The organism is Mycetocola sp. Y444, assembly GCF_059445295.1.
Genome location: NZ_JCAIUB010000002.1, coordinates 507,971 through 533,069, shown reverse-complemented (window position 1 = coordinate 533,069; position 25,099 = coordinate 507,971). Strand labels below are relative to the sequence as shown.

The window sequence follows — 25,099 nt, the reverse complement described above, 5'->3', positions numbered from 1 at the left end:
GCCGCAATGATTACAGACGCAACCACAGCGATCCGCAAACGGAACAACGTTTCGGTGACGGGCAACCCCGCCGGTCGACCCATTGTTTTTGCACACGGGTTCGGGTGCAGCTCCGAAATGTGGAGCCAGGTCGCACCGCAGTTCGAGGACGACTACCTCGTCATCCGGTTCGACCATGTCGGCGCGGGGGCGAGCGACCTCTCGGCGTACGACGCGGGGAAGTACGACTCGCTGTACGGATACGCCGATGATGTCCTCGAAATCCTCGAGGACCTCGACCTCACGGATGTCGTCTTCGTCGGTCACTCTGTAAGCGCGATGATCGGTGTTCTCGCGGCGACGCGCGATGCGGGGCGCTTCGGAGCTCTCGTCCTCGTCGGTCCGTCACCCCGCTACGTCAACACCGAAAACTACACGGGCGGGTTTGAGCAGGAAGACATCGATTCCCTGCTCGACGCGCTCGATGCGAACTACCTGGGCTGGTCGGCCACGATGGCGCCGCTCATCATGGGCCACAGTTCACGTCCCGAGCTGGGAGAATCGCTCACCGAGAGCTTCTGCCGCACGGATCCGACGATCGCGGGGCACTTCGCCCGGGTGACTTTCCTCTCCGACAACCGGCACGACCTGCCCCACGTCACGACGCCCACGCTGGTGCTGCAGTGCCAGGAGGACATCATCGCCCCGCTCGCGGTCGGACAGTACGTGCACAGGTCGATCCCCGGCAGCACGCTCGTCGTTCTCGAGGCCACAGGGCACTGCCCCAACCTCTCCGCCCCCGACGAGCTGACCAGCGAGATCAAGGCATACCTGCGGTGACAATCACCGGCGATGATGCATCCGACGGGGCGTTGACCGCCAGCCGGCACGATTTCGAGGAGCTCTTCGAACACGCGCCGTGCGGGTATCTGGTCACCGACGCCGACGGAACGATCACGGCGGTCAACACCACCTTTCTCCGCATGGTCGGGCTCTCCCGCGAGGACGTCACCGGACGCTCCTTCCAGTCGCTTCTCACCGTCGGCAGCCGGCTCTTCCACGAGACGCGGTACCTCCCCGTGCTGCGGTTGCGCGGGCGCGTCAATGAGATCGCCCTCTCGCTGATGTGCGCAGACGGGTCGACGCTGCCCACCCTCGTCAACGGAGTCCAGGCCGACGAGTCCGCTGAGGTCCGGGTCGCCGTGTTCGACTCGACGGAGCGCCGCGACTATGAGCGCGAACTCCTTACCGCCCGGCGTGCCGCCGAATCCTCCGAGGCGTGGATCCGCGTGCTCCAGTCCGCGTCCAGCGCGTTCACAATCGCCGAAACCGAGGAGGCTCTCGCCGAAGCCCTCGCCGAGAGCGCGCGTGAGGCATTCACCGCGACCCACACGGCCGTCCTCTTCGCCGACCAGACCGGGACCCTCTCCGTTGCCGCTGGCACCCACCCGCTCCGGCACCTGATGCATGTCCCCGGCATGCCCGAGCACAGGGCGATGGACCTCGGTAGGGTCGTCACCGTGTCGACGACCGAGGAGGACGACCTTCGATCGACGGATACGGCATCCGTTCTTCGCTCCGCCCGTCTTGAAACGGTCAGCGCCGTTCCGCTCATGGAGGCAGGCCGGCCGATCGGCGCCGTCGTCTGCTTCTTCGGGCGCCGCCGGGACTTCGACGACGAGGCGGTCGAACTCTTTACAACACTGGCCAGGCAGGCGGCGCACGTGCTGTCGCGCATCCGTTTGCAGGCGCAACTGGCGAGGATGGCGCTGTGCGACCAACTCACCGGGCTGGGAAACCGGAAGGTATTGCAGGTCAGGCTGACCCAGGCACTCGCGACAGCGAACCGAAGCGGGCGCCCCCTCGCTGTCGTGTTCCTCGATCTCGACGGGTTCAAAGTCGTCAACGACAGTTGCGGGCACGCCATCGGTGACGAGGTGCTGCGTCAGATCGGTGATCGCCTCAAGACCTCGGTTCGAACCAACGACACCATCGCCCGGTACGGCGGCGACGAGTTCGTCATCGTCTGCGAAGACACCGACGCGGATGCCGTCAGCCACGTCACCGACAGGATCCGCGCCGCGGTGAAAGAACCGCTCATCGATGTTCCCGACGAGTTCCCGGTGTCGGCGTCGATCGGTGTTGCACTCCTCGCGCCGGACGCCGAATCGCAGGTCACGACCGACGGCATCCTGAAGCTTGCGGATGCCGCGATGTACCAATCGAAGAACGCGGGCAAAGACCGGGTCACCGTCGTCACCGTGTGAGCGGCGGGATCGCTGTCAATCACCTGTCCGAGCGTGTGGCCGATTCCGGTATCGACGGTGCGCAGCCCTAGAATCAAGAAGCCCTGTCGGAGACCCCGAGAGGCGACAAAGCCAATACGGAGGTCCGCCCGGTGGGAACGCTCACTTACGACTCAAAAGTGACAGCATCGATCGATGATCGCATCCTTTCCCACCTGCAGATCGTCATGCTCGCCAAGCTGCGCCGCGGTGAAGCGTTTGCGTTCACCTGGAGCGAGAAGGCCAACGGCCTTGGGCGCACCACGATCTGGATCCACTCGGCGATTTCACTGACCTTCCAGTACTACGGCGGCAAGAGCCCGATCATCAACCCGGCGTGGGTGCAGGCACTCGTCCGGTCGTCGAACTCCGTGTCGGGGCTCGAGATCGTTCCTGAGCCACCGGCAACCGCGGCCAAACCCGAGCCCGTATAACCCGGACCGCATACCTCACGGCTGCGCTTACTCGGTTCCCCGGCTGCGGTGGGCGGATGCCCGCTCGTCGCGCACCACATCGGGCAGCGACGCCACCGGGGCGATCACGAGGTCCTGCACCTTCCAGTCCAGGTCGATGCACGCTTTGCGGGCCTCGTCGAGTTGCTCGACGCTGACTTTGCCCGGGTCGCGCGGAACCACGAAGGCCTCGATGTGGAGGACGTGACCCTGGTCGCGTGCCCGTGAACCGGCATCCGCGACCCAGTCCAGTGACCGCAGGTAGGAATCGACGCGGTCAACAACCGGGTGCGGTTTCGCGTCATCGAAGGTCATCGCACGGGTGTCCATGAGGTCTTCAACGGCGGCGCGAATGTTCTTGACACCGTCCCAGAGGATGCTGCCGGCGATGAACAGCGCGGCGGCGGAGTCCGCCCACCACAGACCCAGCCCGATGCCGCCGACGCCGACGATGGAACCGACGGCGGTCATCCAGTCAGCCTTGTTCATGTCTGCGTCGGCATAGAGCACTTTGTCGTGCAGCTCGCGCGCGAGTTTCATCTTCGCGCGCCCGATGAAGACCGGCGGCAGCGCGATAGCTGCCATCACTCCCATCATCAACCAGCCCAGCCAGAACACGTGTCCGAAGAGCGTGACCGAGCCGATGCTCGGATGCTCGGATGCCAGCAGCGACGAGGCGGAGTCGATGATGAGGAAGGTACCCATCGTGACGAGGGCAACCGCGGCGACGAGGTGTCCGACCCCGACCGAGCGGTGATACCCGTACGGATGCTTCCGGTTCGGGGTGCGACGCGCGACGCGGATGGCGATGAGAAAGACGAGCGGCGGGATGAACGAGAGGAGGTCCTCGATCCACGCGGCTTTCATCGCCTGCGAGTTGCCGAGCACCAGGAAGACGAGGAAGACGGTGACCGCGAGGAAGCCTATGGTGATCCACTCGAGCCTGATGGCCTTCTTGAGGGTCTCTGTCTGCTTCTCGGGGAGCTCGGTCACTCCGAAGTTGAGGGTCACAGTGCAGCCTCCTCGGCGAGGAATCTCTCGAGTTCGAGGAGAAACGCGTTCTCGCCCATCGGCGCGGCCATCACGTGTTTGGCCGTCTTGCCGCCGCCGATACCGACCTCGTCGAATGGCCTGGTCACCGCAACCTTGTCGGCCCACGGTGTGGCATCCGTGAGTCCGCCGATCACGAGGTCGAGCCGCCCCGCGTCGAGGTCAGCGATGAGCTTCTCCTCACCACCCTCCGTCCACGCGATCTCGGCGTCGAGTTCGTCGGCGAACTTCTCGACGAGGGCGACCTCGACTCCGGATGGCTCGCCACCGTCGGAGATGTCGGCCCAGTCACCGTTCGGGGAGACCCCGACGCGCAGCGTGCCACCGGTCACCCGGTCGCGGGTGCCGTTCGGGTCGGCCGGGAAACTTGACGCGCACCCGGTCAGGCCGAGCGCGAGCGCGAGTGCGCCGGCGGCGAGCGCCCGGCGAGCGACGGTACGAGGGGCACGAGTGCCGTGGGCGAGGGTGGGACAAGAACGGAGCGCCATAGCCACACCATAACCACATCGAACGGCACCGCGGACCGATTTGACAGTGCAGCACTCGTGTGCCCGGGGCTCGCGTGCATCTCCTGTCCGTCCGGCCCCCGTGGCCGGCGCTGCGGCATCCGCCCGCCACATCGCCCTGGCGCAAGGACATCGTGCTGGCACAAGGACGATCGCACCGATTGTGTCCTTATCCCGGGCCTTTGTCCTTGTCCCGGGCCGACAGCATCCGCACATCACCGCCACTGCCACCGCCACCGCCACCGCCACCGCCACCGGCGACAGGACAGAGTGCGTTTATCAGGACAGCACCGGCGTTGTCGTCCTGATAAGCGTGCGATCTCCTGCACAGCGGGCGAACGGATGCCGGGCGAGTATGCCCTAGATCGGGGCCGGTGTGTGAAATATGACGACGCGCAGTCGGCAGAACGGCGCGAAATCGTAACGCTGCACAACAGTACGTAACGGGAGCCAACATGTCGTAACCGTGAGTTGGACGGGTGAGGGAACCTCGTCATTCTTGGGGTACTCGCCTGAGCTATCCGCTCGGGCGCCGACCCCTGGAGAAGAACCCATGACTTCACGACGCGCACGGTCCGCCCTCGTTTCAGGCCTCGCAGTCGTCATGGGCGCAACGCTGCTGCTCACGGGCTGCGCATCGGACGCGGGTGCCAGCGACACCTCGAGCACCGGTGAACCGGTCGAGGGCGGCACCCTCGCACTGTCCATCTCGGCCGAACCCGGCTGCCTCGACGCCCACTCGATCTCAGCGACGCAGCACCAGCTGCTCGGCCGAATCATCTACGACAACCTCGTGACGCTCGACGCCGACGGCAACATCGCGCCGTACCTCGCCGAGAGCTGGGAGATCTCGGATGACGGAAAGACGTACACCTTCCACCTCCAGGAGGGCGTGACGTTCAGCGACGGCTCACCGTGGAATGCCGAGGTGCTCGGGCAGAACCTCGAGCACATGAGGGACCCAGCCACGAAGTCGCCGCTCGCCGCCGCGTACATCGCGCCGTACGTCGACGGCACCGTCGTCGACGAGTACACCTTCGAGGCGCACCTCGCCTACGCGTACACCCCGTTCCTCTACGGGCTGGCCCAGTCCTGGCTGGCCATGACCTCGGGCAAGGCGATCACCGAGTCCCCCGAGACGCTGTGCCAGAACCCGATCGGCTCAGGACCGTTCGTAGTCGAGGACTACAAGGTGGGACAGAGCATCAGCTACATCAAGCGAGAGGGCTACAACTGGGGACCGGAGTGGCTCGACTACGACGGCGAGGCGCACCTCGACGGCATCGAGATCACCGTGGTGCCCGAGGCTGTCATCCGCTACGAGACGCTCGTCTCCGGCCAGTACGACATCACCGAGAACCTCCCGCCCCAGAACGCGGAGGCCATCCAGGCCAACGACTCGTTCGTGTACGAGAACCTCGTGCGGGCCGGCAGCCCCAACGTGCTGCACTTCAACCTCTCGCGGGCGCCGTTCGACGACATCCGCGTCCGTGAGGCTTTTGTCGCCGCCGTGGACCGCGAAGCCGTCACCGACAGCGTCGGCTTCAACAGCTTCAACGTCAAGGACAACTACCTCTCCTCCGAGACGCCGTACTACGACAAGTCCACCGAGGGCGTGCTCACCTACGACCCGGACCGGGCCAACGACCTGCTCGACGAGGCGGGCTGGGCGACGCGCGACAGCGACGGCTACCGCACGAAGGACGGCACACGGCTGACCGTGGTGGTGCCCACCGTGGAGAGCGCGACACCGAGTGCCCTCCTGGTGCAGCTCCAGGGCGAGGTCAAGAAGGTGGGCATTGAGCTACAGATCGCCCAGTACCCGCAGGCGCAGCTCACCGAGATCCGGTACGCCGGCGACTACGACGGCTTCGCCGGGGTGTGGCACACGAACACGCCGGACGTCCTGTTCATCCGTTACGACTCCAGCGAGATCACCGGCGAACGGATCGGCCAGAACGCGTCATACCTGTCCGACCCTGAGCTCGATGAGCTGCTCACCGCTACCCGTCAGGCTCCCGACGGCGATGAGGCGCGCGAGGCCTACTCGCTCGTGCAGCACCGCCTGCTCGAGCTGGTGCCCGGCCTGCCGTTCTACGAGAACCACAGCCAGTGGGCGTACTCGAAGAACGGGCTGAAGGGCATCACGACAGACACCTCACACCCGGTGCCCGTCTTCACGAAAGCCTGGCTCGAGCAATGACCATCCTCCGCCGCATCTCGACGCGCCTTCTCCTCGGCGTCTTCGTGCTCTGGGGAGCTGCGACGCTCACGTTCCTCGCGCTGTACGTCACCCCGGGCGACACGGCCCTCATCATCCTCGGCGGAGCGGACGCTCGTCCCTCCGCCGAGGCTCTCGCCCAGGTTCGCGCCGACTATCTCCTCGACCAGCCGTTCCTGGTGCAGTACCTGCACTACTTCACCCAGCTCCTGCAGGGCGACCTCGGTGAGTCATACCGGCTGAGAATGCCGGTAACGGATGCCATCGGCCAGCAGGTCGGCCCAACCGCTGTCCTCGCCGGAACCGCCGCCGTCCTCGCCCTCGTCCTAACCGTCGCGATCGCGGTGCTCACCGCCCAGCGCACACCGTGGTTGCGGTCGATCATCTCGGGCATCGAGGTCGTGCTCGCCGCGACCCCGAGCTTCATCATCGGCTTCGGACTGCTCATCGTGTTCTCGTTCACGCTGCGGCTCGTCCCGGCCGGCGGCGGGGACGGACTGGTTCCGCTCATCCTGCCCGCGTTCACCCTCGCGCTGTCGCTCGTCGGCTCACTCTCCCAGGTGCTGCGCAACGAACTGGAGGACGTGCTCGAACAGCCGTTCATCCTCACGGCCCGTGCGCGCGGGATGCGGGACACCCCGGTGCGGATCATCCACGCCCTCCGGCACGCCGCCCTCCCCACCATCACGATGTCCGGCTTCGTCGTCGCGACCCTCCTCGGCGGGTCGGTGATCGTCGAGACACTGTTCTCCCGGCAGGGAGTCGGCGGGCTCATGCTCAGCTCGGTCTACAACAAGGACCTTCCGGTGGTCATGGGGATCGTCCTGATCTCCGCCGCCGTCTACGTCGTCGTCAACCTCGTCGTCGACATCCTGTACACGCTCGTCGATCCGAGAGTAGTCACATCGTGACCGTTGACATTTCGCACCAGGCACCCAGAACCACCATCGACGACGGGCTCGTCGTCCCCACGCTGGCACCGGCACCGGTCAGTCCCGTTCGTGGCGCACGACGGCGTCGGAAGTTCCGCCCCGGCCTCACGCTCGCCGTGCTCTTTCTCGCCTGGGTGACGGTGGCAGCCCTCGCTCCGCAGCTGCTGACATCCGTCGACCCGCTCGAGGTGTCTCCGGCGGACAGCTTCACTCCCCCTGGACCCGGCCACATCTTCGGAACCGACGAGTCGGGGGCGGATGTCTACAGCCGCGTCGTTCACGGAGCGGGCACGTCGCTGCTCATCGGACTCGCGGCAACGGCGATCGGTGTGGTGTTCGGCACGATCATCGGACTGTTTGCCGGGCTGAGCAACCGGTTCGTGGAGAGCGCCGTCATGCGGTTCCTCGACGTGACGCTCGCGGTTCCCGAGCTCCTCCTCGCGCTCGTCGTGATCGCGCTCATCGGCGGCGGAACCCTCAACGCCATTCTCGCGATCGGCGCGGCCGGCATCGCCTACTACGCGCGGCTGGTACGCGCGCAAACGCACATCGTGCGGCAATCCGCGTACGTCGAGGCGGCCACCACCCTCGGTTTCTCGCGGCTGCGGGTGATTCTCACCCACGTGCTGCCGAACGCCATCAAGCCGGTTCTCGTGCTCGCAACGATCGGTGTCGGCGGGGCGATCGGGGCCGGCGCATCGCTGAGTTTCCTCGGCCTCGGCACGCCGCCACCCGCTCCCGAGTGGGGCGCGATGCTCTCGGTCGGACGCAACTTCATCTCCAACGCGCCCTGGCTGATTCTCGTGCCGTCGGCGTTCCTCGTCGCGACGGTGCTCGCGATCACCGCGGTGGGCCGTGACCTCCGCCGCCGTTCCGAAGGGCGGGTAGCCCGGTGAGCGCGCGCGACACCCGCGCCGAGGCTCGGGTCCACTCCGGCGCCGAGGCCGCCGGTGCCTCCCCCGTCGACTCCGCCGTGGATGCCGCTGCCCCCGCACTCGTGGATGTCCAGGGCCTCACGGTCGGCTTCGGCGCGGGTCACGACGCCACGACGGTGGTGCGCGACGTGTCATTCCGCATCGACAGGGGCCAGTCCCTCGCGCTCGTGGGCGAGTCCGGGTCGGGCAAGTCCGTCACCGCCCGCAGCCTCGTCGGCCTGGCCGGGCTGGGCTCGACGGTTCGCGCCGACCGGCTCAGCTTCGACGGCGCAGACACACGCAGCTGGCCGGACCGGCAGTGGCGCTCCACCCGCGGCGACCGGATCGGTTTCGTGCTCCAGGATGCCCTCTCCTCGCTCGATGTCCTCCGCACGGTCGGTGCTGAAATCGCTGAGCCACTCAAACTGCACACCTCACTGTCACGCCGTGAGCGCACCGCGAAGGTGCTCGATCTTCTCGGTCGCGTCGGCGTGCCCGAACCGGAACTGCGGTACACCCAGTTGCCGTCCCAGCTGTCGGGAGGCCTCCGCCAGCGCGCCCTCATCGCGTCGGCAATCGCCGCCGACCCTGAGTTCCTCATCGCTGACGAACCGACAACCGCACTCGACGCCTCGATCGCGGCGCAGATCATCCGACTGCTCGAAACGCTCAAGGGCTCGTCAACGGGCATGCTCGTCGTCAGCCACGACCTGTCCGTCGTCGCGCGGATCGCCGACCGCATCGCCGTCATGCAGCACGGCGAGATTGTGGAAGAGGGCACAACGGATGCCGTGCTCTTCGACCCGCAACACACCTACACGAAGACCCTCATCGCGGCAGTGCCCTCCCCGAGTTCGCGGCGCCGGCGGCTGTCGGCGCCGGTCGCTGGCGGTACAGGAGCAGCTGGCTCGGAGGGCGCGAACTCGGGCGCGACGGGCGCGGCCGGCTCGGCGGGCGCGAACCCGGGCACCGTCGCGACCGGCCCGCACCCGACAGCCACCCACACCAGGCCGCAACGGGACCGTGACGCCGCCCCTCTCGTCGTCGTGGAGCGCATCAGCAAGAGCTTCCCCGGCCACAATCGCACACGCCGGACCGTCGTCGAAGACGTGTCATTCAGCATCCGTCGGGGAACCACACTGGGGATCGTCGGCGAATCGGGGTCGGGCAAGACCACGACGGCGCGGATCCTCGCGAACCTCGAGACTCCGGACTCGGGTTCGGTGTCGATCGACTCGGTGTCGTGGGCATCGGCGACGCCGGCGGAGCGCACGCGGCTGCGTCGGCAGGTCCAGGTGGTCTACCAGGACCCGCTGAGTTCGTTCGATCCGCGGTACACGGTGTCCCGCATCATCGGCGAGGCGGTGTCGGCCAGCGGGCGGACGTCGCGGGCCGAGCGGGCCGAGCGGGTGTCCGAACTGCTCGGGCTCGTGAGGCTCGGGGCGGCGCACCTCGACCGGCGGCCGATCGAACTCTCCGGCGGCCAGCGCCAGCGAGTGGCGATCGCACGGTCGCTGGCCGCGAACCCCGCGCTGCTCGTCCTCGACGAGCCGGTGTCGGCGCTCGACGTGTCCGTGCAGGCGCAGGTCCTCGACCTGCTCGCCGATCTGCAGGACGAACTCGACCTGACCTACCTGTTCATCTCGCACGACCTCGGGGTGATCTTCCACGTCAGCGACGAGGTCCTCGTCATGAAAGACGGCCGCATCGTCGAGGCGGGCGCCGTCGACGATGTCTTCAGCCGACCGGCACACGGATACACCAGGGGTTTGCTCGACGCGTTGCCCCATTTTGATTCCGCACGCGGCTGACGGCATCCGCACCCCTCACTGAACCGCAACGAAAGCAGACGACGATGACCACCCTTCTCGACACCACGACCCCGGCACTCAGCGATGACGAGCTCAGCGGCCTGTTCGCGCCGGTCTTCGAGCGCATTCGGGAGGGAGCCGTCGAGCGGGAGGCCGAGCGGGCGCTTCCGTTTGAGGCGGTCGCCTGGCTCAAGGCCGAGCGCTTCGGTGCGGTGCGGGTGCCGCGGGAGTACGGCGGTTTCGGCGCGACGGTCGGCCAGCTCGCGCGCCTGTTGAGCGAGCTTGGCTCCGCTGACTCGAACCTCCCGCAGCTGCTGCGTGGGCACTTCGCGTTCGTCGAGACGCGACTCGTTCACCCGGATGCCGAGGTGCGGGAGAAGTGGCTGCGGCGGGTCGCCGCGGGTGACCTCGTCGGCAACGCGTCGAGCGAGCTGACCGGTGCGTCGCTCGCCGAGGTCAGCACGGTGGTCTCGGAGGAGAACGGCAGGTTCTTCGTCACTGGGCGGAAGTACTACAGCACTGGCACGATCTTCGCCGACTGGGTGAGCGGGAGCGCTCGGGATGCCGCCGGCGGGCGGGTTTCGTACGTGGTGCGGACCGACGACCCCGGCGTCGAGCGCCTGGATGACTGGGACGGTTTCGGCCAGCGGCTGACCGGGAGTGGCACCACGATCTTCGACCACGCGGAGGTCGCCGCCGAGGACATCACCCGCTACACCGACGGCCGCATCAACCATGTGACGGCGTTCTTCCAGCTGGTGCTCGTTGCTACCCTCGCGGGTATCGGCAAGGCGGTCCTCACGGACACCGTGGAGTACGTCCGCCCGCGCACGCGCACGTTCATCACGGCGAGTAACCCGTTGCCGCGCGAGGATCCGCTCGTGCAGAGTGTCGTGGGTGAGGTGGCGGCCGCGTCGTTCACGGCCGATGCGCTGGTGACTCGTGCCGCCGCTGCGGTGGATGCCGCGTACCGCACGAACACGGACGGCACGCTCGACGACGCCGCGGTCACGGCAGCCGAGATCGCCGTGTACTCGGCCCAGGTCGCGATCGTCGACGTGGTGCTCGCTGCCGCGACCCGACTCTTTGAGGTGGGTGGGGCATCCGCTGCGTCGTCGGAGCGCAGGCTCGACCGGCACTGGCGGAACGCCCGCACGGTCTCGTCGCACAACCCGGTGATCTACAAGAAGCGCACGGTTGGCGAGTTCTTCCTCAACGATCGGGCGCCCAACGCCGCGTGGAAGGAGCTGCGCGCGGCTGCGGTGGACGCCGAGATAAGGAAATAACGCTGAGGCAAGGACGGCGGCGGTCGCGATCCAATCCTTATCTCGGCGCTTTCTCCTTGTGCCGACGCCACGGCATCCGTTCCCTGAGCCGCCCCGGCGGCATCCGTTCGCTCGCTCGCCGTCGCCCGCAAAACAGGACATCGCACGGTTATCAGGACGATCCCAGCGATTGCATCCTGCTAAGCGTGCGATCACCTGCAAACCCGTCGGGCGGATGCCGTAAACCCAGGCGCTCTGCCGGCGCGCCCCGCTCGAGCGAGCCGAGATAAGGAAATAGCGCCGAGGCAAGGACGGTTCGCCTCATCCCATCCTTATCTCGGCGCTTTCTCCTTGTGCCGACGCGGCGGCATCCGTTCGCTGGGCCGACCCGGCGGCATCCGTTCGCCCGCTCGCCGTTGCCCGCCGCCGCTCCAGCGTCGCCCGCAAAACAGGACATCGCACGGTTGTCAGGACGATCCCAGCGACTGCATCCTGATAAGCGTGCGATCACCTGCAAACCCGTCGCGCGGATGCCGCTGCGCCGGGCTCGCAGCCCTCTCGCGTCCCGCTCGAGCGCGGTAAACAACTCGAGCAAGCCGAGGCAAGGAAATAGCGCCGAGGCAAGGACGGCTGGCCTCATCCCATCCTTATCTCGGCGCTTTCTCCTTGCGCCGACGCCGCGGCATCCGGATGCCCTCGCGTCAGGCGTAGCGGATCGGCTCCACCGGCACATCGAGGTTCGCTCCCCCGCGGTACCGCGCCGCGACGTGGCGCTCGGGCAGGCGCCTGTTGCCCTCGCCGAACAGCCGCTCGCGGAGCGTCTCGCCCTCGGGGTAATTCTCGCGCATCCGCCCGCGCTTGCGCAGCTCGGGAACGACGAGCTCGATGAAATCACGCGCCGTCTCGAACGAGTGGTACTGGCGCAGGTTGATGCCGTCGATCCCGTCATCGTCGAGCCAGCTCTCGATCTGGTCGGCGACCTCGAGCGGCGTCCCCGCCACGAAGAAGCGCCCCTCCCTGCCAGCGGTGATGCGCGCGAGGGCATCCTCGACGGTGGTCTCTGCGCCCATGCTCGAGAGCATCGGGTGCGGTCCGACGTCGTCGATCACCCTGGCGATGGTCGCGTCTGACGGGTACGCCGTCAGGTCGAACGGCAGGCTGCCGTGCGCGAGGATGCCATCGACGCTCGTATTCTCGCGGTAGCTCTGCAGTTTCGCCGCGACCTCCTCGTCGGTGCGACCGACCACAACGCCAGCCTGGACGATGAACCGGATGTCGTCACCGTCGCGTCCCTGCCGGACCGCCGCATCCCGCATCTCGTTTGCGTTCTTCTGGAAGTCCTCGACGGTGCGGCCGCCGGTGAACACCACCTCGGCGTGACGCCCGGCGAACTCGATGCCCTCCGGTGAGCCGGTGGCCTGGTAGATGACCGGGGTGCGCTGCAGCGACGGCTCGCTCAGGTGCGGCCCGGCGACCTTGAAGTGCTCGCCCTCGTGGTTGATGTAGCGGACCTTGTCGGGGTCGGTGTAGACCCGGTTGTCGCGGTCATTCACGACCGCGTCGTCATCCCAGGAGCCCTCCCACAGTTTGTAGAGCACATCGAGGTACTCGTCGGCGCGCTCGTACCGTGTTGCCTTGGGCATTTCGCCGTCGAGGCCGAAGTTGCGGGCGGCGTTGGGCAGATACGAGGTGACGACGTTCCAGCCGATGCGGCCCTTGGTGAGGTGGTCGAGCGTGCTCATCCGGCGCGCGAAGGCGAACGGTGGCTCGTAGGTGGTCGAGAAGGTGACGCCGAAGCCGAGGTGTTTGGTGACGGCAGCCATCGCCGGGATCACCAGCAGCGGATCGTTGTTCGGGATCTGCACGCCCTCGCGCAACGCCGTCTCCGGACCGTCGCGGAACACGTCGTACGCGCCGACCACATCGGCGAGGAAGATCCCGTCGAAGCCACCGGCCTCGAGGAGCTGGGCGAGCTCGGTCCAGTAGTCGATGTCATTGAACCGGTGCCGGTTGTTGCCCGGCAGCACCCACAATCCGTGCGAGATGTGGCTGACACAGTTCATCTCGAAGAGGTTGACGATGAGTTTCTTGGGCTCGGTCATCGGGGTCCTTCCGTTTCCGGTGCGCGGTGGTCGCGCTCGTCCGCGTGCTCGTGCTCCCGCTGCTCTCTGCCGCGCGAGATGTAGAGCGGATCGCTGGCCCGCTCGCCCTCGATGCCGGCGTAGATGCCGTCGAGGCGGGCGAGGCTTTCGTCGCTGAGCGTCGCGCCGACAGCCGCCGCGTTCTCGTCGACCCGGTGCGCTTTGCGGGTGCCAGGGATCGGCACCACGGGGACGCCGAGCCGCCGGCCCGAGGCGTAGACCCAGGCGAGCGCGACCTGCGCTGGAGTCAACTCCTCGGCCGCCGCCACCTGCCGCACAACCTCGACCGCCGCGACGTTGGCAGCGAAGTTCTCGTCATTAAAGCGGGGGAAGTTGCGTCTGGCGTCCTTCTCACCCAGCGCCGTGGCATCCGTCACCCCGCCCGTGAGGAATCCGCGACCGAGCGGTGAATAGGCGACGAACCCGATGCCGAGTCGCACCGCCGTGGGGATGACGTAGTCCTCGACATCGCGGCTCCACAGCGACCACTCACTCTGCACAGCGGCGATCGGGTGCACTGCGTGGGCGCGCTCGAGCTCGAGGGCGGTGACCTCCGAGAGGCCGATATGCCGCACCTTGCCCGCGGTGACCAGCTCGGCGAGCGCGCCAACCGTCTCCTCGATGGGCACCCGCGAATCGACGCGGTGGTAGTAGTAGAGGTCGACGGTGTCGGTGCCGAGCCGTTTCAGGCTCGCGTCGATCGACTCGTGCACGTAGGCGGCGTCGCCCCTCGCCCGGAACCCGCCGTCGTCGGGCGTCGGCAGGATGCCGAACTTGGTCGCGAGCACGACCTCCGCGCGGCGGTGCCTGAGCACGCGGGCGAAGAGCTCCTCGTTGGCGCCCTGCCCGTACACGTTCGCGGTATCGAGAAAGGTCGCGCCGATGTCGATCGCGTGGTTGATCGTGGCGAGCGACTGGTCCGGGTCGGCGGCGCCATACACGTCGGTGAGGGCCATGCCCCCGAGGCCCTGCGCCGAGGTGGTGAGACCGTCGCCGAGCTCCACAGTGGGGATGCCTGTCATGGTGCACGTCCTTGTCGTCATCGGGATCTGCTTTCACCCTAGAACGACCTCCTCCCGCGTGTCCGGTTGCGTGTCTCACGCCGTCATATTCCGCGGGACGGATGCTGCCGGTCGCGGGCATCCGCTCGCCGCTATACGCAGGAGATCGCACGATTTACAGGACGAGATCGCCAACCCGGGCCTGATAAACGTGCGATGTCCTGTTAATCGGTCGAGCGGATGCCGCGGCTGGCGCGCAGCATCACCCAACACCGTCCGTCATCCCGACCCGACCGCTGTGGCGTCGCCACCCCACAGCACCCGTTCGCGCTGCGCAATCGCTCGCCTCACGGCACCCCCTCGCGACGCGGCATCCGCGCGCGCCACGCACCCCTCGCGCCATCGCATCCGCTCGCCACGATGCGTAGGAGATCGCACGATTTACAGGACGAGATCGCGCACCCGTGCCTGATAAACGTGCGATGTCCTGTTAATCGGTCGAGTCACCGCGCCGGGCCGGGCCGCACAGCACGTCACCGCGCCGGGCCGGGCCGGGCCGCACAGCGCACCACCCCGCAGGGCCGCTCCACACCGCACCCCACCGGCCTGCAAAGCACCGAACTCGCACATAGCAGCAAATCGCGAAGATTGCGCATCGGGCAGTGTGGGTTGCGGCTGCGGCCGCGCTTGATCAGAGTTGAGTTATGTCATTGACGCACCCCCATGATTACCCCCAGACCGGCACCGACGACGGCACCGCGGACTCGGCATCGAGCAACTCTTACCCGAGCGACTCGAGCACCCTCAACGACCCGACCAACGTGAGCAACGCGACGAGCACCACCGCGAGCCCCGCACAGCCGACCCTCATCGCGAGGGGCCCGCTCAGTGGTCGCATCCTGGCGCTAATCCTGACCGCGCCGACGGGTGACGACTCCCTCGACGGCACCGCCGATCTCGCCGCGGATGCCGCAGCCGCGGTGGCCGCGTCCGTCGACCTCGTGAACGACGAGGACGTCCAGCTCGCGCTCTTCCTGCTCTACGGCCTGCACTACGGATCGCTCGCCGATGCGCATGACGGATGGGAATGGCATCCGCACCTCATCGCCGCCCGCCGTGTGATCGAGGCCGCGTTCGAGGCTCAGCTGCGGCGCGATGTTCCGGTGCCGGAGCTTCCCGAACCCACGATGGCTGCCGTTGCTGACACCCTCTTCACCCTCACCGGTGCCGAGAGCAGTGGGCCCAGCCTGTCGCGCTTCATCGCGTCGAAGGCCAACCGGGAGCAGCTCGAGGAGTTCCTCATCCACCGCTCCATTTACACGCTCAAGGAAGCGGACCCGCACTCCTGGGCGATCCCCCGCCTCTCCGGCCGGCCCAAGGCTGCGCTCGTCGAGATCCAGGCCGACGAGTACGGCGGAGGTCGCCCCGACCGCATGCACGCCGCCATTTTCGCCGGCACCATGCGCGGGCTCGGGCTCGACGACACCTACGGCGCGTACCTCAACTTCGTGCCGGCCGTGACGCTGGCGTCGCAGAACATGATGTCGATGTTCGGGCTCAACCGACGCCTTCGCGGTGCGATCGCCGGGCACCTTGCCGCGTTTGAGATGACCTCGTCGATCCCGAACGGGCTGTACGCGCGCGGATTCCGCCGCAACGGTTTCGACGACGACGTGTGCTGGTACTTCGACGAGCACGTTGAAGCGGATGCCGTCCACGAGCAAATCGCGGGCCGCGACCTCGCGGGCGCACTCGCCGAAGACGATCCAGCCCTGCTCCCCGACATCCTCTTCGGTGCGGCCGCGTGCCTCGTCGTCGACGGCTGGGCTGGCCAGGTCATGCTCGACGCATGGACCGCGGACGCATCAGCATTGCGGATGCCGCGAGCAACGACATCCGGGACCGCAGCGTGACGAGCATGGCTGGTAAGCCCGAGCCCACCCAGATCATCGCCTGCCCGAACGGGCCGCTGCTCGTGCGCGGCGAGATGGACCTCACCACGCCCGACGGGCAGCCGATCGAGCGCACCCGCAAGACCGTCGCGCTGTGCCGGTGCGGGGTGTCGGCGATTAAGCCGTTCTGCGATGGGACACACAAGGCGATCGGGTTTAAGGCGCCGTAGCGCGAATCGCGAGTTGCTGGGTTTGCACGGGTCTGCGGTACCGTAACCCGTGCAAAGTCAGCCACTCGCGGTGGTCGTCGCGGGGCGGGTCTGCGCGGCGGCACAGCAGCGACGGATTAGCAGGTGATCGCACGCTTATCAGGACGATCCCAGCGATTTGATCCTGATAAGCGGGCGATCTCCTGCACATCGGGCGAGCGGATGCCGCGGTGCGGGTACCCCCGATGCCGGGCCACCGTGGCACAAGGACAAAACGCCGAGACAAGGACAAAACCGGCCCGGGCATCCTTATCTCGCGCCGATGTCCTTATCTCGCGGCGACGGCATCCGCCACCGGGCGCTATCGCGGGCCTGCACCGCCTCGGCAGCACAGCAGCGGCGGATTAACAGGTAATCGCACGCTCATCAGGACGATCCCGGCGATTAGATCCTGCTAAGCGGGCGATCTCCTGCACATCGGGCCAGCGGATGCCGCGGCGCGGATCCCCAGGATGCCGGGCCGCCGTGGCACAAGGAAATAACGCCGAGACAAGGACAAAACCGGCCCGGGCATCCTTGTCTCGCGCCGATGTCCTTATCTCGGGCCCACGTCGCCCGGCAAGCCGCCGCATCCGCAACCCGGCCTTATCTCGCGGGGACGGCATCCGCCCGCACCGACGACACCACGGCAGCGGGCCGCAGATCGAGCCGCCGCAGCAACTGGGCGTTGAGCGCGACGATGACCGTCGACAGGCTCATGAGCACGGCGCCGACCGCCATCGGCATCACGAAACCGACCGGCGCGAGCACCCCGGCGGCGAGCGGCACCGAGACGAGGTTGTAGCCGGCCGCCCACCAGAGGTTCTGCTGCATCTTGCGGTAGCTCGCGCGCGACAGCTCGATCACGGAGAGCACGGCGCGCGGGTCATCGCTCGCCAGAATGACGCCGGCGGAGGCGATGGCGACGTCGGTCCCGGCCCCGATGGCGAGCCCTACATCCGCCTGCGCGAGCGCCGGGGCGTCGTTCACACCGTCGCCGACCATCGCGACCCTGCGCCCCTCGGCCTGCAACTCGGCGACCTTCGCCGCCTTGTCCCCCGGGCGAACGCCGGCGAAGACACGATCGATGCCCAGCTCACCCGCCACCGACCGCGCGACAGCCTCGGCATCGCCGGTAATCATCACCACCTGGACCTGGCGGGCGTGAAGCGCGCTGACGGCATCCCGAGATTCAGGCCGGATCTCATCGCGCAACGCAAACGCGCCAGCGACCCGCCCGTCGACAAGAGCGTGCAGCACCGTCGCGCCCTGGCCGCTCCACTCCGCGGTGGCGGGCAACGGCGGAACGCCCGTCCGGCCGAGCAGGCCGGGGCCGCCGACTTCCACCCGGCGCCCGTCCACCATCGCCTCAACGCCCACCGCGGGCGATGACCGAAAATCGGATGCCGCCGCGAGCGCCACCCCGCGACCCGCCGCCGCCGCGACGAGGGCGCGCGCCAGCGGATGCTCGCTGTCAGCTTCGGCGGCTGCCGCGAGGGCGAGCACCTCATCTGCGGTCCAGCCGTCGGCCGGAGTGACGCCGGCCAGGGCGGGTTCGCCGCGGGTGAGGGTGCCGGTCTTGTCGAACAGCACGGTATCGACGGTGCGCATGCTCTCGAGCGCGAGCCGATCCTTGACCAGCACGCCGGCGCGGGCGGCCCGCTCGGTCGAGATCGAGACAACGAGCGGAATCGCCAGGCCGAGCGCGTGCGGGCAGGCAATCACCAGCACGGTGATCGTGCGGATAATCGCCTCATCGGGCGTGCCGAGGAGCGTCCACGCCACAGCGGTGATCGCGGCGGCACCGAGCGCGTACCAGAACAGCCAGCCCGCGGCCTTGTCGGCCAGGCGTTGCGCTCGCGAGGTCGAGTTCTGCGCGTCGGTCACCAGTCGACGGATGCCGGCAAGCGCCGTATCCTCACCGACCGCCGTCACGCGCACCCTCAGCGCCGAATCGGTGGCAACGGTTCCGGCGACGACGGGGTCGCCCGGCCCCCGCCGGACCGGCATCGACTCACCGGTGATCATCGACTCGTCGACGTCGGCGGTACCGTCGTCGACACGTCCATCAGCGGGAACCCGGCCTCCCGGGCGCACAATGACGAGGTCGCCCACCCGAAGTTCGGCAGGCGGCACAACGGTGATGCTGGTGCCGTCGACGCGCTCGGCTTCGTCCGGGATGAGCGCCGCGAGCGAGTCGAGAGCCGACGACGTCTGCGCGAGCGACCGCATCTCGATCCAGTGCCCGAGCAGCATGATCACGATGAGGAGGGCGAGTTCCCACCAGAAGTCCAGTTGATGGTCGAGGATGCCGAGGCTCGCGCCCCAGGATGCGACAAAGGCCACCGAAATGGCGAGGCCGATGAGCAGCATCATGCCCGGCTGGCGGGCCTTGATCTCGGCGACCGCTCCGGTGAGGAACGGCCTGCCGCCCCAGACGAACATCACGGTGCCGAGGACCGGTGAGATCCAGCTGAGCCAGCGGATGTCGGGGAGCGAGTACCCGAGGATAGACGCGAACATGCTGCTGAAGGCCACGACGGGGATCGCGATCACGAGCATCACCCAAAACAGGCGGCGGAACTGGGCGACGTGGTCGCCGTGGCCGCTGTGGTCCATTCCGTTGTGACCCATGGCCGAGTGATCCATTCCGGCGTGGCCCATGGCGGAATGGCCCGTGCCAGCGTGGTCGATCTCACCGTGACCCATGGCGGAATGGCCCGTCCCGGCGTGGCCCGTGCCCGCGTGACCCATGGCCGTGTGGTCCATCCGGGCGTGACCCATGGCCGTGTGGCCCTTGGCGGCATGGTCCGTCCCGGCATGGTCCGTCCCGGCGTGGTCCATGCCTGCGTGGTCGAGCTCACCGTGACCCATGGCGGCATGGTCCGTCCCACCGCGCCCCATGGCGGCGTGGTCCGTCCCCATGTGGTTCTCGTGTCCGCCGCCGTGCGCACCACCCGTGTGCCTGCCCGGCTCGCCGGCAACACCATGCCCGGCACCGTGACTCATGGCGTCGTGATCCATCCCGAGGTGAGTGGCGTGGTCAGCATCGTTCATCCCCGGGTGGCCCGCGCGACTCGTCCCAGCCTCACCTGCGCGCCGCTCTTCACCCTGCCCCGCATCGCCGTGCCCCACCCCGGCGTGTCGGGTCCCAGCGCGCCGAGTCTCGGCGTGCCGAGTCTCGGCGTGCCCGGTGGCAGCGTTCTCTGTCCCGGCGTGCCCCGCCACCTCGCTCGCGGTACCCGCCTCGTGTGGCGACTCCTCGCTGCGGGAAACCGATAATTGGCGATCCGACCGCGACGCACCGGCATCCGGAGTTTCATGGTCTTTCATACCGGGCAAGATATACCCCCTAGGGGTATCAACACAAGAGGCTTAATGCTCCGCGAGCGGCAGGAACGCGATTGTCCTCAATACCCCTGCCGGGTATATTGGAGGGAGCAAACGGAGGTCATCATGCATGGGTACGTCGACAACAAGGCCGACCTCGTGAAGCGGCTTCGCCGGGCGGAGGGCCAGGTTCGAGGCATCCAGCGTATGGTCGAAGACGATGTCTATTGCATCGATATCCTCACGCAGGTGTCCGCCGCGACGAAGGCGCTCGAGACCGTTGCGCTCCAGTTGCTCGACGATCACCTCAACCACTGCGTCGCGGAGGCGACCCGCGAGGGTGGCCCTGTCGCCGAAGAGAAGATCCGCGAGGCGTCGGCCGCGATCGCCCGCCTCGTTCGATCCTGACCACCACCTTTTCCATCCCCAAGGAGACTTCATGACCGACCACACCGACCTCGGCCTGACCGCGCGCGGCGACTCGCGCCCCATTCGTGACCTCGGCCTGACCGACATTCACGCGAGCGGCGGCACGGGCGGCGGTTGCGGATGCGGCCACGGCGGCGGCGGATGCATGTGCGGAGGCCACGGCGCAGGAGCCGGCCACGGTGGTGGTCACGGCGTCAATGTCAGCCGGGGCACGGCATCCGTACCGGCGGGCAGTGTCGTCACCGAGCTCTCCGTGTCGGGGATGACCTGCGAGCACTGCGTGAAGAGCGTCACGGAGGAGCTTGCTGAGATTTATGGCGTGAACGGTGTCGACATCACGCTCAACCCGGAGGGCGTTTCGTCCGTCGTCGTGATGAGCGAGGCCCCGCTCGATAAGGCCCACGTCGCAGCGGCCATCGAAGAGGCCGGCTACGCGCTGGTCAGCGCGCCGCTCGCCGCGGACTAAGTACGCCGCTCAGGCGCGCCAACCCGCCCGAATCGCGCGGCGACCGGCGGGTTCACGCGCGGGCCACCCGCCGCCCCACTTCCCATCCCAACACAGGAGCATCCCATGGCCACAGGCCCCCTTCACGACCTCGGGTTGACCGAGAAACGCAGCGGCGCTCCATCCGACGGCGGATGCTGCGGTGGCGGTGGCAACGGCGCGAGCGGGTGCGCTTCGGGCGCGTGCGGGGACGGCGGTTGCGGCGGTATGTGTGGCGCAGGCAACAGCACCGACACCCCTGCCAGCTCCGGCGGTTGCGGAAGCGCCGGTGGGTGCGCCTGCCAGTCCGCGGCGCCCGCGCCGACCGTTCGCTCCGACTCCGTAATCGGCGCGCCGAGGGTGTCAGGATCCCGCCCCCGCGTCAGGTCAGTGCTCGACGTCGCTGGCATGACCCGCGGCCGCTGCATCGCCACGGTCATGAACGGGCTGGAGCGGATCAACGGTGTCGACTCGGTCGACGTCGATCTCAACAGCGGCGGGATCTCGCGGGTCACGGTGACCAGTGCAACGGACCTCGACCCGGATGCCGTCGGTGCGGCCCTCGATGCGGCCGGCTATGTCCTGGTCGGTGGTCCGCACCCCGTTGGCTAGCGTCCTAAACGCCGGCGCTCACACCTGCCGCGCCTCGTCCCTGGGCGACCGCCTCGCCGTCTCCAACCGGGCTGAAAGGGCTTGGGCATACACGGCGCGATCGGCGCCGATTGTGAGCATCTGCGCCCCGCGGCGCCTGAGATCCGCAACCGCCGCGGGCGTCGTCGGGCATCCCCAGGAGATTCCCGCGCGGTCCGCGGCCCTTACGACCTCGTCGAATCGGGCGTCGAAATCGACCCCCGCCACACGACAATCCACCCGGAGATCTTCCACTCCGATGAACACACCGTCAGCACCAGCCGCAAGGATGTCTTCGAGTGAATCGATAGTGGTCGCTGTTTCGATTTGCACGATGACCCGTGCCCTCAGCGCAGTCGCGAGGTACTCGGCGGGATCGCTGAGCCCCCAGCGCGCCTGACGGTGAGCGAACGACACCCCTCTTCGCCCAACCGGCGGGTAGGCCACGGCCTCGACCGTCTCATGCACCTGGGCAACGCTAACGACCGAAGATAATTGCACGGCGGCGGCACCACACTCGAGCACCTTCCCCGTCACAACACTGTCGGGCGCCGGGAGTCGAACGATCGCCTCGACGCCATTGTCGACAAAGACGCCGATGAGTGACGCTGCGGCCGACAAGTCCAGCATGCTGTGCTCTAGGTCGATGATTGCGAAGTCGATGCCGGCGGATGCCGCGATCCTGGCACCCTCCACGTCGGGCGATTTGACGAAAATGCCGATGGCAGCGCCGTCAGTCTGACCAGTGCTCATCCGTCACCCTCCGGCATCGGACAAATCGGCATCAGGTCATCGCGTGGCGGCACGAAGATGTCGATGTTCTCGACCCCGTCTTCAAGCGGCTGGATATAGTGCTCCGAACCCGCGCGCACGAGCATCATCGAGCCGGGTCCCATCTCGTGCGGCTCACCGTCGACGAAGTAGAGTGCCCTCCCCTTCGCTATGTACACCAGCTGGTCATGGTCGCTGTGGGAATGGGGCCGCAGTTCGATATCGCGATCGCACGTATTGAGGACCATCTGGATGTTGTCGGTCGCGTAGCCGCGTCGCCGAATGCCCGGGCGCGGCCGGTCCTCAGGAATATCGTCCCAGCGCACCACCTTCCCGTGCAGGATGCCGTCCCTCATCGCGCTGCCTCCTTCGCGGGCTGATCGAACGAAACGGCCATCCCTTTCCCGGGCTCCGTGAAGATCGGGGAGAGTACACGTTCCGCGATGAGAAAACCGTGTTCGGAATCGATGATGGTGTCCCTCACGTCGAAGACCGCGATCGGAGCAGCGGTCGGAGCTGGCACCACGCTGTCTGCGGCGAAGAGAATCATCGAGTACTCAGCCACCAGAGTTTCCTGGTCAAGCGACCACAGGATGTTGGCGACGAGGTGCCTCGACGCCCGCTCGCCGCGGCTCCGACGCTGTTCATAAACAAGTCGGATCTCATCGTGACCCTGGTTGACCGCTCCACCGAAACGGATGACACCGGCCTCCGTAAAATGTTGTTCGACATTTCTTCCGCCGTCGGCATCGATCATCCGCCAGGTTCTCAGGATGAGTTGTTCCGCGTCGTGCTGCACGATCATGATTTCTCCTCGTGGATGAATTTCGTTGTGAGCGGATGAACGCCACTCACGCGCACGGTGGCCGTCTGACCGTGCTCAAGCCTCGACATCGACGACGACGACGGGCTTCCTGTCGCGATCACGTCTCCGGGCTCGAGCACCGTGAGGTACGACAACCGGGCGACCAGTTCAGCGATGCTGAAGAACATCTCGCGCGAACCGCCGCGTTGGCGAGATTCGCCGTCAACGTCGAGTTCGATGTCGACGTCGATGGGCCCGTTAGTCAGCCGGAGGCTCCCACCGAGGGCGCCAAAGCCTGGCGAACTCTTCGCAATTGCCACGCCACGGCCGCCGTCGAGCAGGTTCCGAGCCGTGACGTCATTGCACGCAGTGATGCCCGCGAGGGCCTCCCACGCATCGTCCTCGTCGATCCGATGGGTTCGCGTCCCGATGACCACGGCTACCTCGGCGTCCGGATGCACCTCGAGACCGGCAGGCATCGCGACAGTGTCACCCGGGCCACTCAGCGATGAGGTGGATCTCAGATAGAACGCCGGCCGTTCAGGGATGTCACTCGATCTGCCGGGATAGTTCGAACCGACCAGCCAGAAAGCACGCGGCCGCAAAGGGGCCACGATCGCGCTCGTCGCCTCCCGCCCCACCACCCGTGCTGCGTTGAGTCGTTCCCGCCAGCCGGAGTCCGCCACGAGATCCTCCAGGCTCGTCTGGGGGAGATCGAGCATGTCGATGCCATCGTCGGTGAGGCTCCCGATACCGCCCCTGGTCGCAACGAGGTTCACGCCAGGATCACCTGACGTCCGCGCCACGGCGCGGACTCGTTGTGAACCGCACCCAGCACCGACATCGTCGGTTCCCAACGATTGACCGCGAGCTGGTCACCCGCGGCATCCGGAAGTGTCACGGGTTCGGCTTGTTCATCGAAGATCGTGAGGAATGCAGGCAGGCCCGGGGTGAGCGCCCCGTAGCCTTCGTCTCTGATCCGCAGCACGTCGGCCGGGGTCGTCGACGTCGCGCGCACCGCCTCAATTCGCGGCATGCCGAGGGCGATCAGCTTTGACATCACAGTCGCGAGGTCGAATGCCGGCGTCTTCCAGTTGTTCTTCGACAGGTCCGACCCGATGAGGTCAGGTGGGAACCCTTGGGCGATGGCTGTTCGTGCGATGCCGTACGACATCTGCGTCGTGCCGTGACCGACGTCGAAGAGCACCCCGCGTTCGCGTGCGGCGAGCACCGTCTCATCGACGTGGCCGTCGGTGAGGATGCCGTTGCCCTTTCCGGTGAAACAGTGCGTCACGATGTCGCCCGCGCTCAGCTCGGCGACGATCTCGCTCAGCTTCTGTTCCGTGTGGCCGACATGTGCCATCAGCGGGATGCCGAGTTCCTGTGCGATGGCAACCGAACGGCGAAGTGTTTCGATCATTTCCTGCGCCGGAACGATGTCGTGCGAAAGCCGGATCTTGAGTCCCTTGATCACGTCACGATGCTCGAGGTAGACCTCGCGGATGTCCTCGGGATGAAGCGCTTCTGGCCTCATGAGTTCTCCATACCGCTGATCCACGAGCCCGAGCACCGACACGTTCAGGAACGAGAGGACACGGAGCGGAGCGGGCTCAACGATGAACTTGTTGAAACCGCTGAACGTCGACGATCCTGCGGTGCCGCCATCAGCTGCCGCGACAACTCCCCGGCGATAGTGCGCCTCTGTGACGTTGAGTCCGACCTTGCAGGCGCCCTCGTAAATGTGTGTGTGAATGTCAATGATGCCGGGCGTGACGATTCTGCCCCTGGCATCGATCTCCCTGACTGCTGCGGCATCGATGTGGGGAGCGATCGCTGCGACGATGCCATTTGGATCGATGGCGATGTCGAGGACATCACCGTCAGTCCCGCTTGTTGGGTCAACGACTGACCCCCCTCTGATGATCGTGTCGATTTCGTGTTGCTCGGTCATGA

At 67.1% G+C, this 25,099-nt stretch carries 24 protein-coding genes; 14 read left to right on the top strand and 10 right to left on the bottom strand.

Annotated elements, in window-relative coordinates; genetic code table 11:
- Positions 1–6: 6 nt before the first annotated feature.
- The 3 genes from AC1C2M_RS09210 to AC1C2M_RS09200 all read left to right on the top strand — a co-directional run bounded on the left by AC1C2M_RS09210 (position 7) and on the right by AC1C2M_RS09200 (position 2,698).
- Positions 7–819, top strand: a complete 813-nt coding sequence (locus tag AC1C2M_RS09210; protein ID WP_483405453.1) for an alpha/beta fold hydrolase — start codon at positions 7–9, stop codon at positions 817–819.
- Positions 816–2,246 (top strand): diguanylate cyclase, encoded by a 1,431-nt coding sequence (locus tag AC1C2M_RS09205; protein WP_495436060.1) that lies wholly within the window; start codon positions 816–818, stop codon positions 2,244–2,246. The genes AC1C2M_RS09210 and AC1C2M_RS09205 overlap by 4 nt, the downstream gene beginning before the upstream one ends.
- A gap of 131 nt (positions 2,247–2,377) precedes the next feature.
- Entirely contained in the window at positions 2,378–2,698 is a 321-nt protein-coding gene (locus AC1C2M_RS09200; RefSeq protein ID WP_483405451.1) for a DUF7882 family protein, read from the top strand.
- Between the two features lie 27 nt (positions 2,699–2,725).
- Here AC1C2M_RS09200 and AC1C2M_RS09195 read toward each other — a convergent pair whose 3' ends face one another.
- Positions 2,726–3,727, bottom strand: a complete 1,002-nt coding sequence (locus AC1C2M_RS09195) for a cation diffusion facilitator family transporter (protein ID WP_495436059.1) — start codon at positions 3,725–3,727, stop codon at positions 2,726–2,728.
- Positions 3,724–4,254 (bottom strand): transporter substrate-binding domain-containing protein, encoded by a 531-nt coding sequence (locus AC1C2M_RS09190; protein ID WP_495436058.1) that lies wholly within the window; start codon positions 4,252–4,254, stop codon positions 3,724–3,726. The genes AC1C2M_RS09195 and AC1C2M_RS09190 overlap by 4 nt, the downstream gene beginning before the upstream one ends.
- A gap of 571 nt (positions 4,255–4,825) precedes the next feature.
- Here AC1C2M_RS09190 and AC1C2M_RS09185 point away from each other — a divergent pair.
- Genes AC1C2M_RS09185 through AC1C2M_RS09165 form a run of 5 tightly spaced genes read left to right on the top strand, consistent with a single transcriptional unit; the run spans position 4,826 to position 11,436 of the window.
- Complete coding sequence (locus tag AC1C2M_RS09185) at positions 4,826–6,475, top strand: ABC transporter substrate-binding protein (protein WP_495436057.1); 1,650 nt, start codon at positions 4,826–4,828, stop codon at positions 6,473–6,475.
- On the top strand, positions 6,472–7,404 hold the full coding sequence (locus AC1C2M_RS09180; protein WP_483405447.1) for an ABC transporter permease: 933 nt from the start codon (positions 6,472–6,474) through the stop codon (positions 7,402–7,404). Before AC1C2M_RS09185 ends, AC1C2M_RS09180 begins: the two co-directional genes overlap by 4 nt.
- A complete protein-coding gene (locus AC1C2M_RS09175; protein WP_495436056.1) occupies positions 7,401–8,321 on the top strand; it encodes an ABC transporter permease in 921 nt (306 codons plus the stop codon). Before AC1C2M_RS09180 ends, AC1C2M_RS09175 begins: the two co-directional genes overlap by 4 nt.
- Positions 8,318–10,150, top strand: coding sequence for a dipeptide ABC transporter ATP-binding protein (locus AC1C2M_RS09170; RefSeq protein WP_495436055.1), 1,833 nt, complete (start codon positions 8,318–8,320; stop codon positions 10,148–10,150). Before AC1C2M_RS09175 ends, AC1C2M_RS09170 begins: the two co-directional genes overlap by 4 nt.
- Before the next feature lie 44 nt (positions 10,151–10,194).
- On the top strand, positions 10,195–11,436 hold the full coding sequence (locus AC1C2M_RS09165; RefSeq protein WP_495436054.1) for an acyl-CoA dehydrogenase family protein: 1,242 nt from the start codon (positions 10,195–10,197) through the stop codon (positions 11,434–11,436).
- Positions 11,437–12,116: 680 nt separating this feature from the next.
- Here AC1C2M_RS09165 and AC1C2M_RS09160 read toward each other — a convergent pair.
- Together AC1C2M_RS09160 and AC1C2M_RS09155 are read right to left on the bottom strand one after the other, a co-directional pair.
- Positions 12,117–13,517: an LLM class flavin-dependent oxidoreductase gene (locus tag AC1C2M_RS09160; RefSeq protein WP_495436053.1), complete on the bottom strand. Its 1,401-nt coding sequence runs from the start codon at positions 13,515–13,517 to the stop codon at positions 12,117–12,119.
- Positions 13,514–14,578 (bottom strand): aldo/keto reductase, encoded by a 1,065-nt coding sequence (locus AC1C2M_RS09155; protein WP_495436052.1) that lies wholly within the window; start codon positions 14,576–14,578, stop codon positions 13,514–13,516. The genes AC1C2M_RS09160 and AC1C2M_RS09155 overlap by 4 nt, the downstream gene beginning before the upstream one ends.
- Positions 14,579–15,261: 683 nt before the next feature.
- On the opposite strand from AC1C2M_RS09155, the gene AC1C2M_RS09150 reads away from it, so the two are divergent.
- Positions 15,262–16,470 (top strand): iron-containing redox enzyme family protein, encoded by a 1,209-nt coding sequence (locus tag AC1C2M_RS09150; RefSeq protein ID WP_495436051.1) that lies wholly within the window; start codon positions 15,262–15,264, stop codon positions 16,468–16,470.
- On the top strand, positions 16,407–16,679 hold the full coding sequence (locus AC1C2M_RS09145) for a CDGSH iron-sulfur domain-containing protein (protein ID WP_483405440.1): 273 nt from the start codon (positions 16,407–16,409) through the stop codon (positions 16,677–16,679). Before AC1C2M_RS09150 ends, AC1C2M_RS09145 begins: the two co-directional genes overlap by 64 nt.
- Before the next feature lie 624 nt (positions 16,680–17,303).
- On the opposite strand, the gene AC1C2M_RS09140 is transcribed toward AC1C2M_RS09145, so the two are convergent.
- Positions 17,304–19,331 carry a heavy metal translocating P-type ATPase gene (locus AC1C2M_RS09140; RefSeq protein ID WP_495436050.1) on the bottom strand — a complete coding sequence of 676 codons (2,028 nt, stop codon included), beginning with the start codon at positions 19,329–19,331 and terminating at the stop codon, positions 17,304–17,306.
- A gap of 6 nt (positions 19,332–19,337) precedes the next feature.
- Between AC1C2M_RS09140 and AC1C2M_RS09135 the strand changes: the two genes are divergently transcribed.
- From AC1C2M_RS09135 to AC1C2M_RS09120, 4 genes are all read left to right on the top strand, one after another.
- Entirely contained in the window at positions 19,338–19,979 is a 642-nt protein-coding gene (locus AC1C2M_RS09135) for a hypothetical protein (protein ID WP_495436048.1), read from the top strand.
- A 174-nt stretch (positions 19,980–20,153) separates the two neighbouring features.
- Positions 20,154–20,435, top strand: coding sequence for a metal-sensitive transcriptional regulator (locus AC1C2M_RS09130; RefSeq protein ID WP_495432750.1), 282 nt, complete (start codon positions 20,154–20,156; stop codon positions 20,433–20,435).
- A gap of 31 nt (positions 20,436–20,466) precedes the next feature.
- On the top strand, positions 20,467–20,922 hold the full coding sequence (locus tag AC1C2M_RS09125; protein WP_495436047.1) for a heavy-metal-associated domain-containing protein: 456 nt from the start codon (positions 20,467–20,469) through the stop codon (positions 20,920–20,922).
- Between the two features lie 105 nt (positions 20,923–21,027).
- Complete coding sequence (locus tag AC1C2M_RS09120; RefSeq protein WP_495436046.1) at positions 21,028–21,552, top strand: heavy-metal-associated domain-containing protein; 525 nt, start codon at positions 21,028–21,030, stop codon at positions 21,550–21,552.
- Between the two features lie 18 nt (positions 21,553–21,570).
- Here the strand turns inward: AC1C2M_RS09120 and AC1C2M_RS09115 are convergent, their stop codons facing one another.
- From AC1C2M_RS09115 to AC1C2M_RS09095, 5 genes are read right to left on the bottom strand one after another with little or no spacing between them, the layout of a single operon-like run.
- Complete coding sequence (locus AC1C2M_RS09115) at positions 21,571–22,323, bottom strand: HpcH/HpaI aldolase family protein (RefSeq protein WP_495436045.1); 753 nt, start codon at positions 22,321–22,323, stop codon at positions 21,571–21,573.
- Positions 22,320–22,697, bottom strand: coding sequence for a cupin domain-containing protein (locus AC1C2M_RS09110; protein WP_495436044.1), 378 nt, complete (start codon positions 22,695–22,697; stop codon positions 22,320–22,322). Before AC1C2M_RS09110 ends, AC1C2M_RS09115 begins: the two co-directional genes overlap by 4 nt.
- On the bottom strand, positions 22,694–23,146 hold the full coding sequence (locus tag AC1C2M_RS09105; RefSeq protein WP_495436043.1) for a nuclear transport factor 2 family protein: 453 nt from the start codon (positions 23,144–23,146) through the stop codon (positions 22,694–22,696). Before AC1C2M_RS09105 ends, AC1C2M_RS09110 begins: the two co-directional genes overlap by 4 nt.
- On the bottom strand, positions 23,143–23,925 hold the full coding sequence (locus AC1C2M_RS09100) for a fumarylacetoacetate hydrolase family protein (protein ID WP_495436042.1): 783 nt from the start codon (positions 23,923–23,925) through the stop codon (positions 23,143–23,145). The genes AC1C2M_RS09105 and AC1C2M_RS09100 overlap by 4 nt, the downstream gene beginning before the upstream one ends.
- Positions 23,922–25,097: an amidohydrolase family protein gene (locus AC1C2M_RS09095; protein ID WP_495436041.1), complete on the bottom strand. Its 1,176-nt coding sequence runs from the start codon at positions 25,095–25,097 to the stop codon at positions 23,922–23,924. The genes AC1C2M_RS09100 and AC1C2M_RS09095 overlap by 4 nt, the downstream gene beginning before the upstream one ends.
- Positions 25,098–25,099 lie beyond the last annotated feature (2 nt).

Excerpts from the sequence above, each read along its gene's own strand:
- AC1C2M_RS09120 (WP_495436046.1), top strand. The coding sequence starts at position 21,028 with ATGGCCACAGGCCCCCTTCACGACCTCGGGTTGACCGAGAAACGCAGC.
- AC1C2M_RS09125 (WP_495436047.1), top strand. The coding sequence starts at position 20,467 with ATGACCGACCACACCGACCTCGGCCTGACCGCGCGCGGCGACTCGCGC.
- AC1C2M_RS09165 (WP_495436054.1), top strand. The coding sequence starts at position 10,195 with ATGACCACCCTTCTCGACACCACGACCCCGGCACTCAGCGATGACGAG.
- AC1C2M_RS09185 (WP_495436057.1), top strand. The coding sequence starts at position 4,826 with ATGACTTCACGACGCGCACGGTCCGCCCTCGTTTCAGGCCTCGCAGTC.
- AC1C2M_RS09160 (WP_495436053.1), bottom strand. The coding sequence starts at position 13,517 with ATGACCGAGCCCAAGAAACTCATCGTCAACCTCTTCGAGATGAACTGT.
- AC1C2M_RS09210 (WP_483405453.1), top strand. The coding sequence starts at position 7 with ATGATTACAGACGCAACCACAGCGATCCGCAAACGGAACAACGTTTCG.
- AC1C2M_RS09110 (WP_495436044.1), bottom strand. The coding sequence starts at position 22,697 with ATGAGGGACGGCATCCTGCACGGGAAGGTGGTGCGCTGGGACGATATT.
- AC1C2M_RS09130 (WP_495432750.1), top strand. The coding sequence starts at position 20,154 with ATGCATGGGTACGTCGACAACAAGGCCGACCTCGTGAAGCGGCTTCGC.
- AC1C2M_RS09115 (WP_495436045.1), bottom strand. The coding sequence starts at position 22,323 with ATGAGCACTGGTCAGACTGACGGCGCTGCCATCGGCATTTTCGTCAAA.
- AC1C2M_RS09095 (WP_495436041.1), bottom strand. The coding sequence starts at position 25,097 with ATGACCGAGCAACACGAAATCGACACGATCATCAGAGGGGGGTCAGTC.
- AC1C2M_RS09190 (WP_495436058.1), bottom strand. The coding sequence starts at position 4,254 with ATGGCGCTCCGTTCTTGTCCCACCCTCGCCCACGGCACTCGTGCCCCT.
- AC1C2M_RS09140 (WP_495436050.1), bottom strand. The coding sequence starts at position 19,331 with ATGGGTCACAACGGAATGGACCACAGCGGCCACGGCGACCACGTCGCC.
- AC1C2M_RS09155 (WP_495436052.1), bottom strand. The coding sequence starts at position 14,578 with ATGACAGGCATCCCCACTGTGGAGCTCGGCGACGGTCTCACCACCTCG.
- AC1C2M_RS09180 (WP_483405447.1), top strand. The coding sequence starts at position 6,472 with ATGACCATCCTCCGCCGCATCTCGACGCGCCTTCTCCTCGGCGTCTTC.
- AC1C2M_RS09150 (WP_495436051.1), top strand. The coding sequence starts at position 15,262 with ATGTCATTGACGCACCCCCATGATTACCCCCAGACCGGCACCGACGAC.
- AC1C2M_RS09105 (WP_495436043.1), bottom strand. The coding sequence starts at position 23,146 with ATGATCGTGCAGCACGACGCGGAACAACTCATCCTGAGAACCTGGCGG.
- AC1C2M_RS09145 (WP_483405440.1), top strand. The coding sequence starts at position 16,407 with ATGGACCGCGGACGCATCAGCATTGCGGATGCCGCGAGCAACGACATC.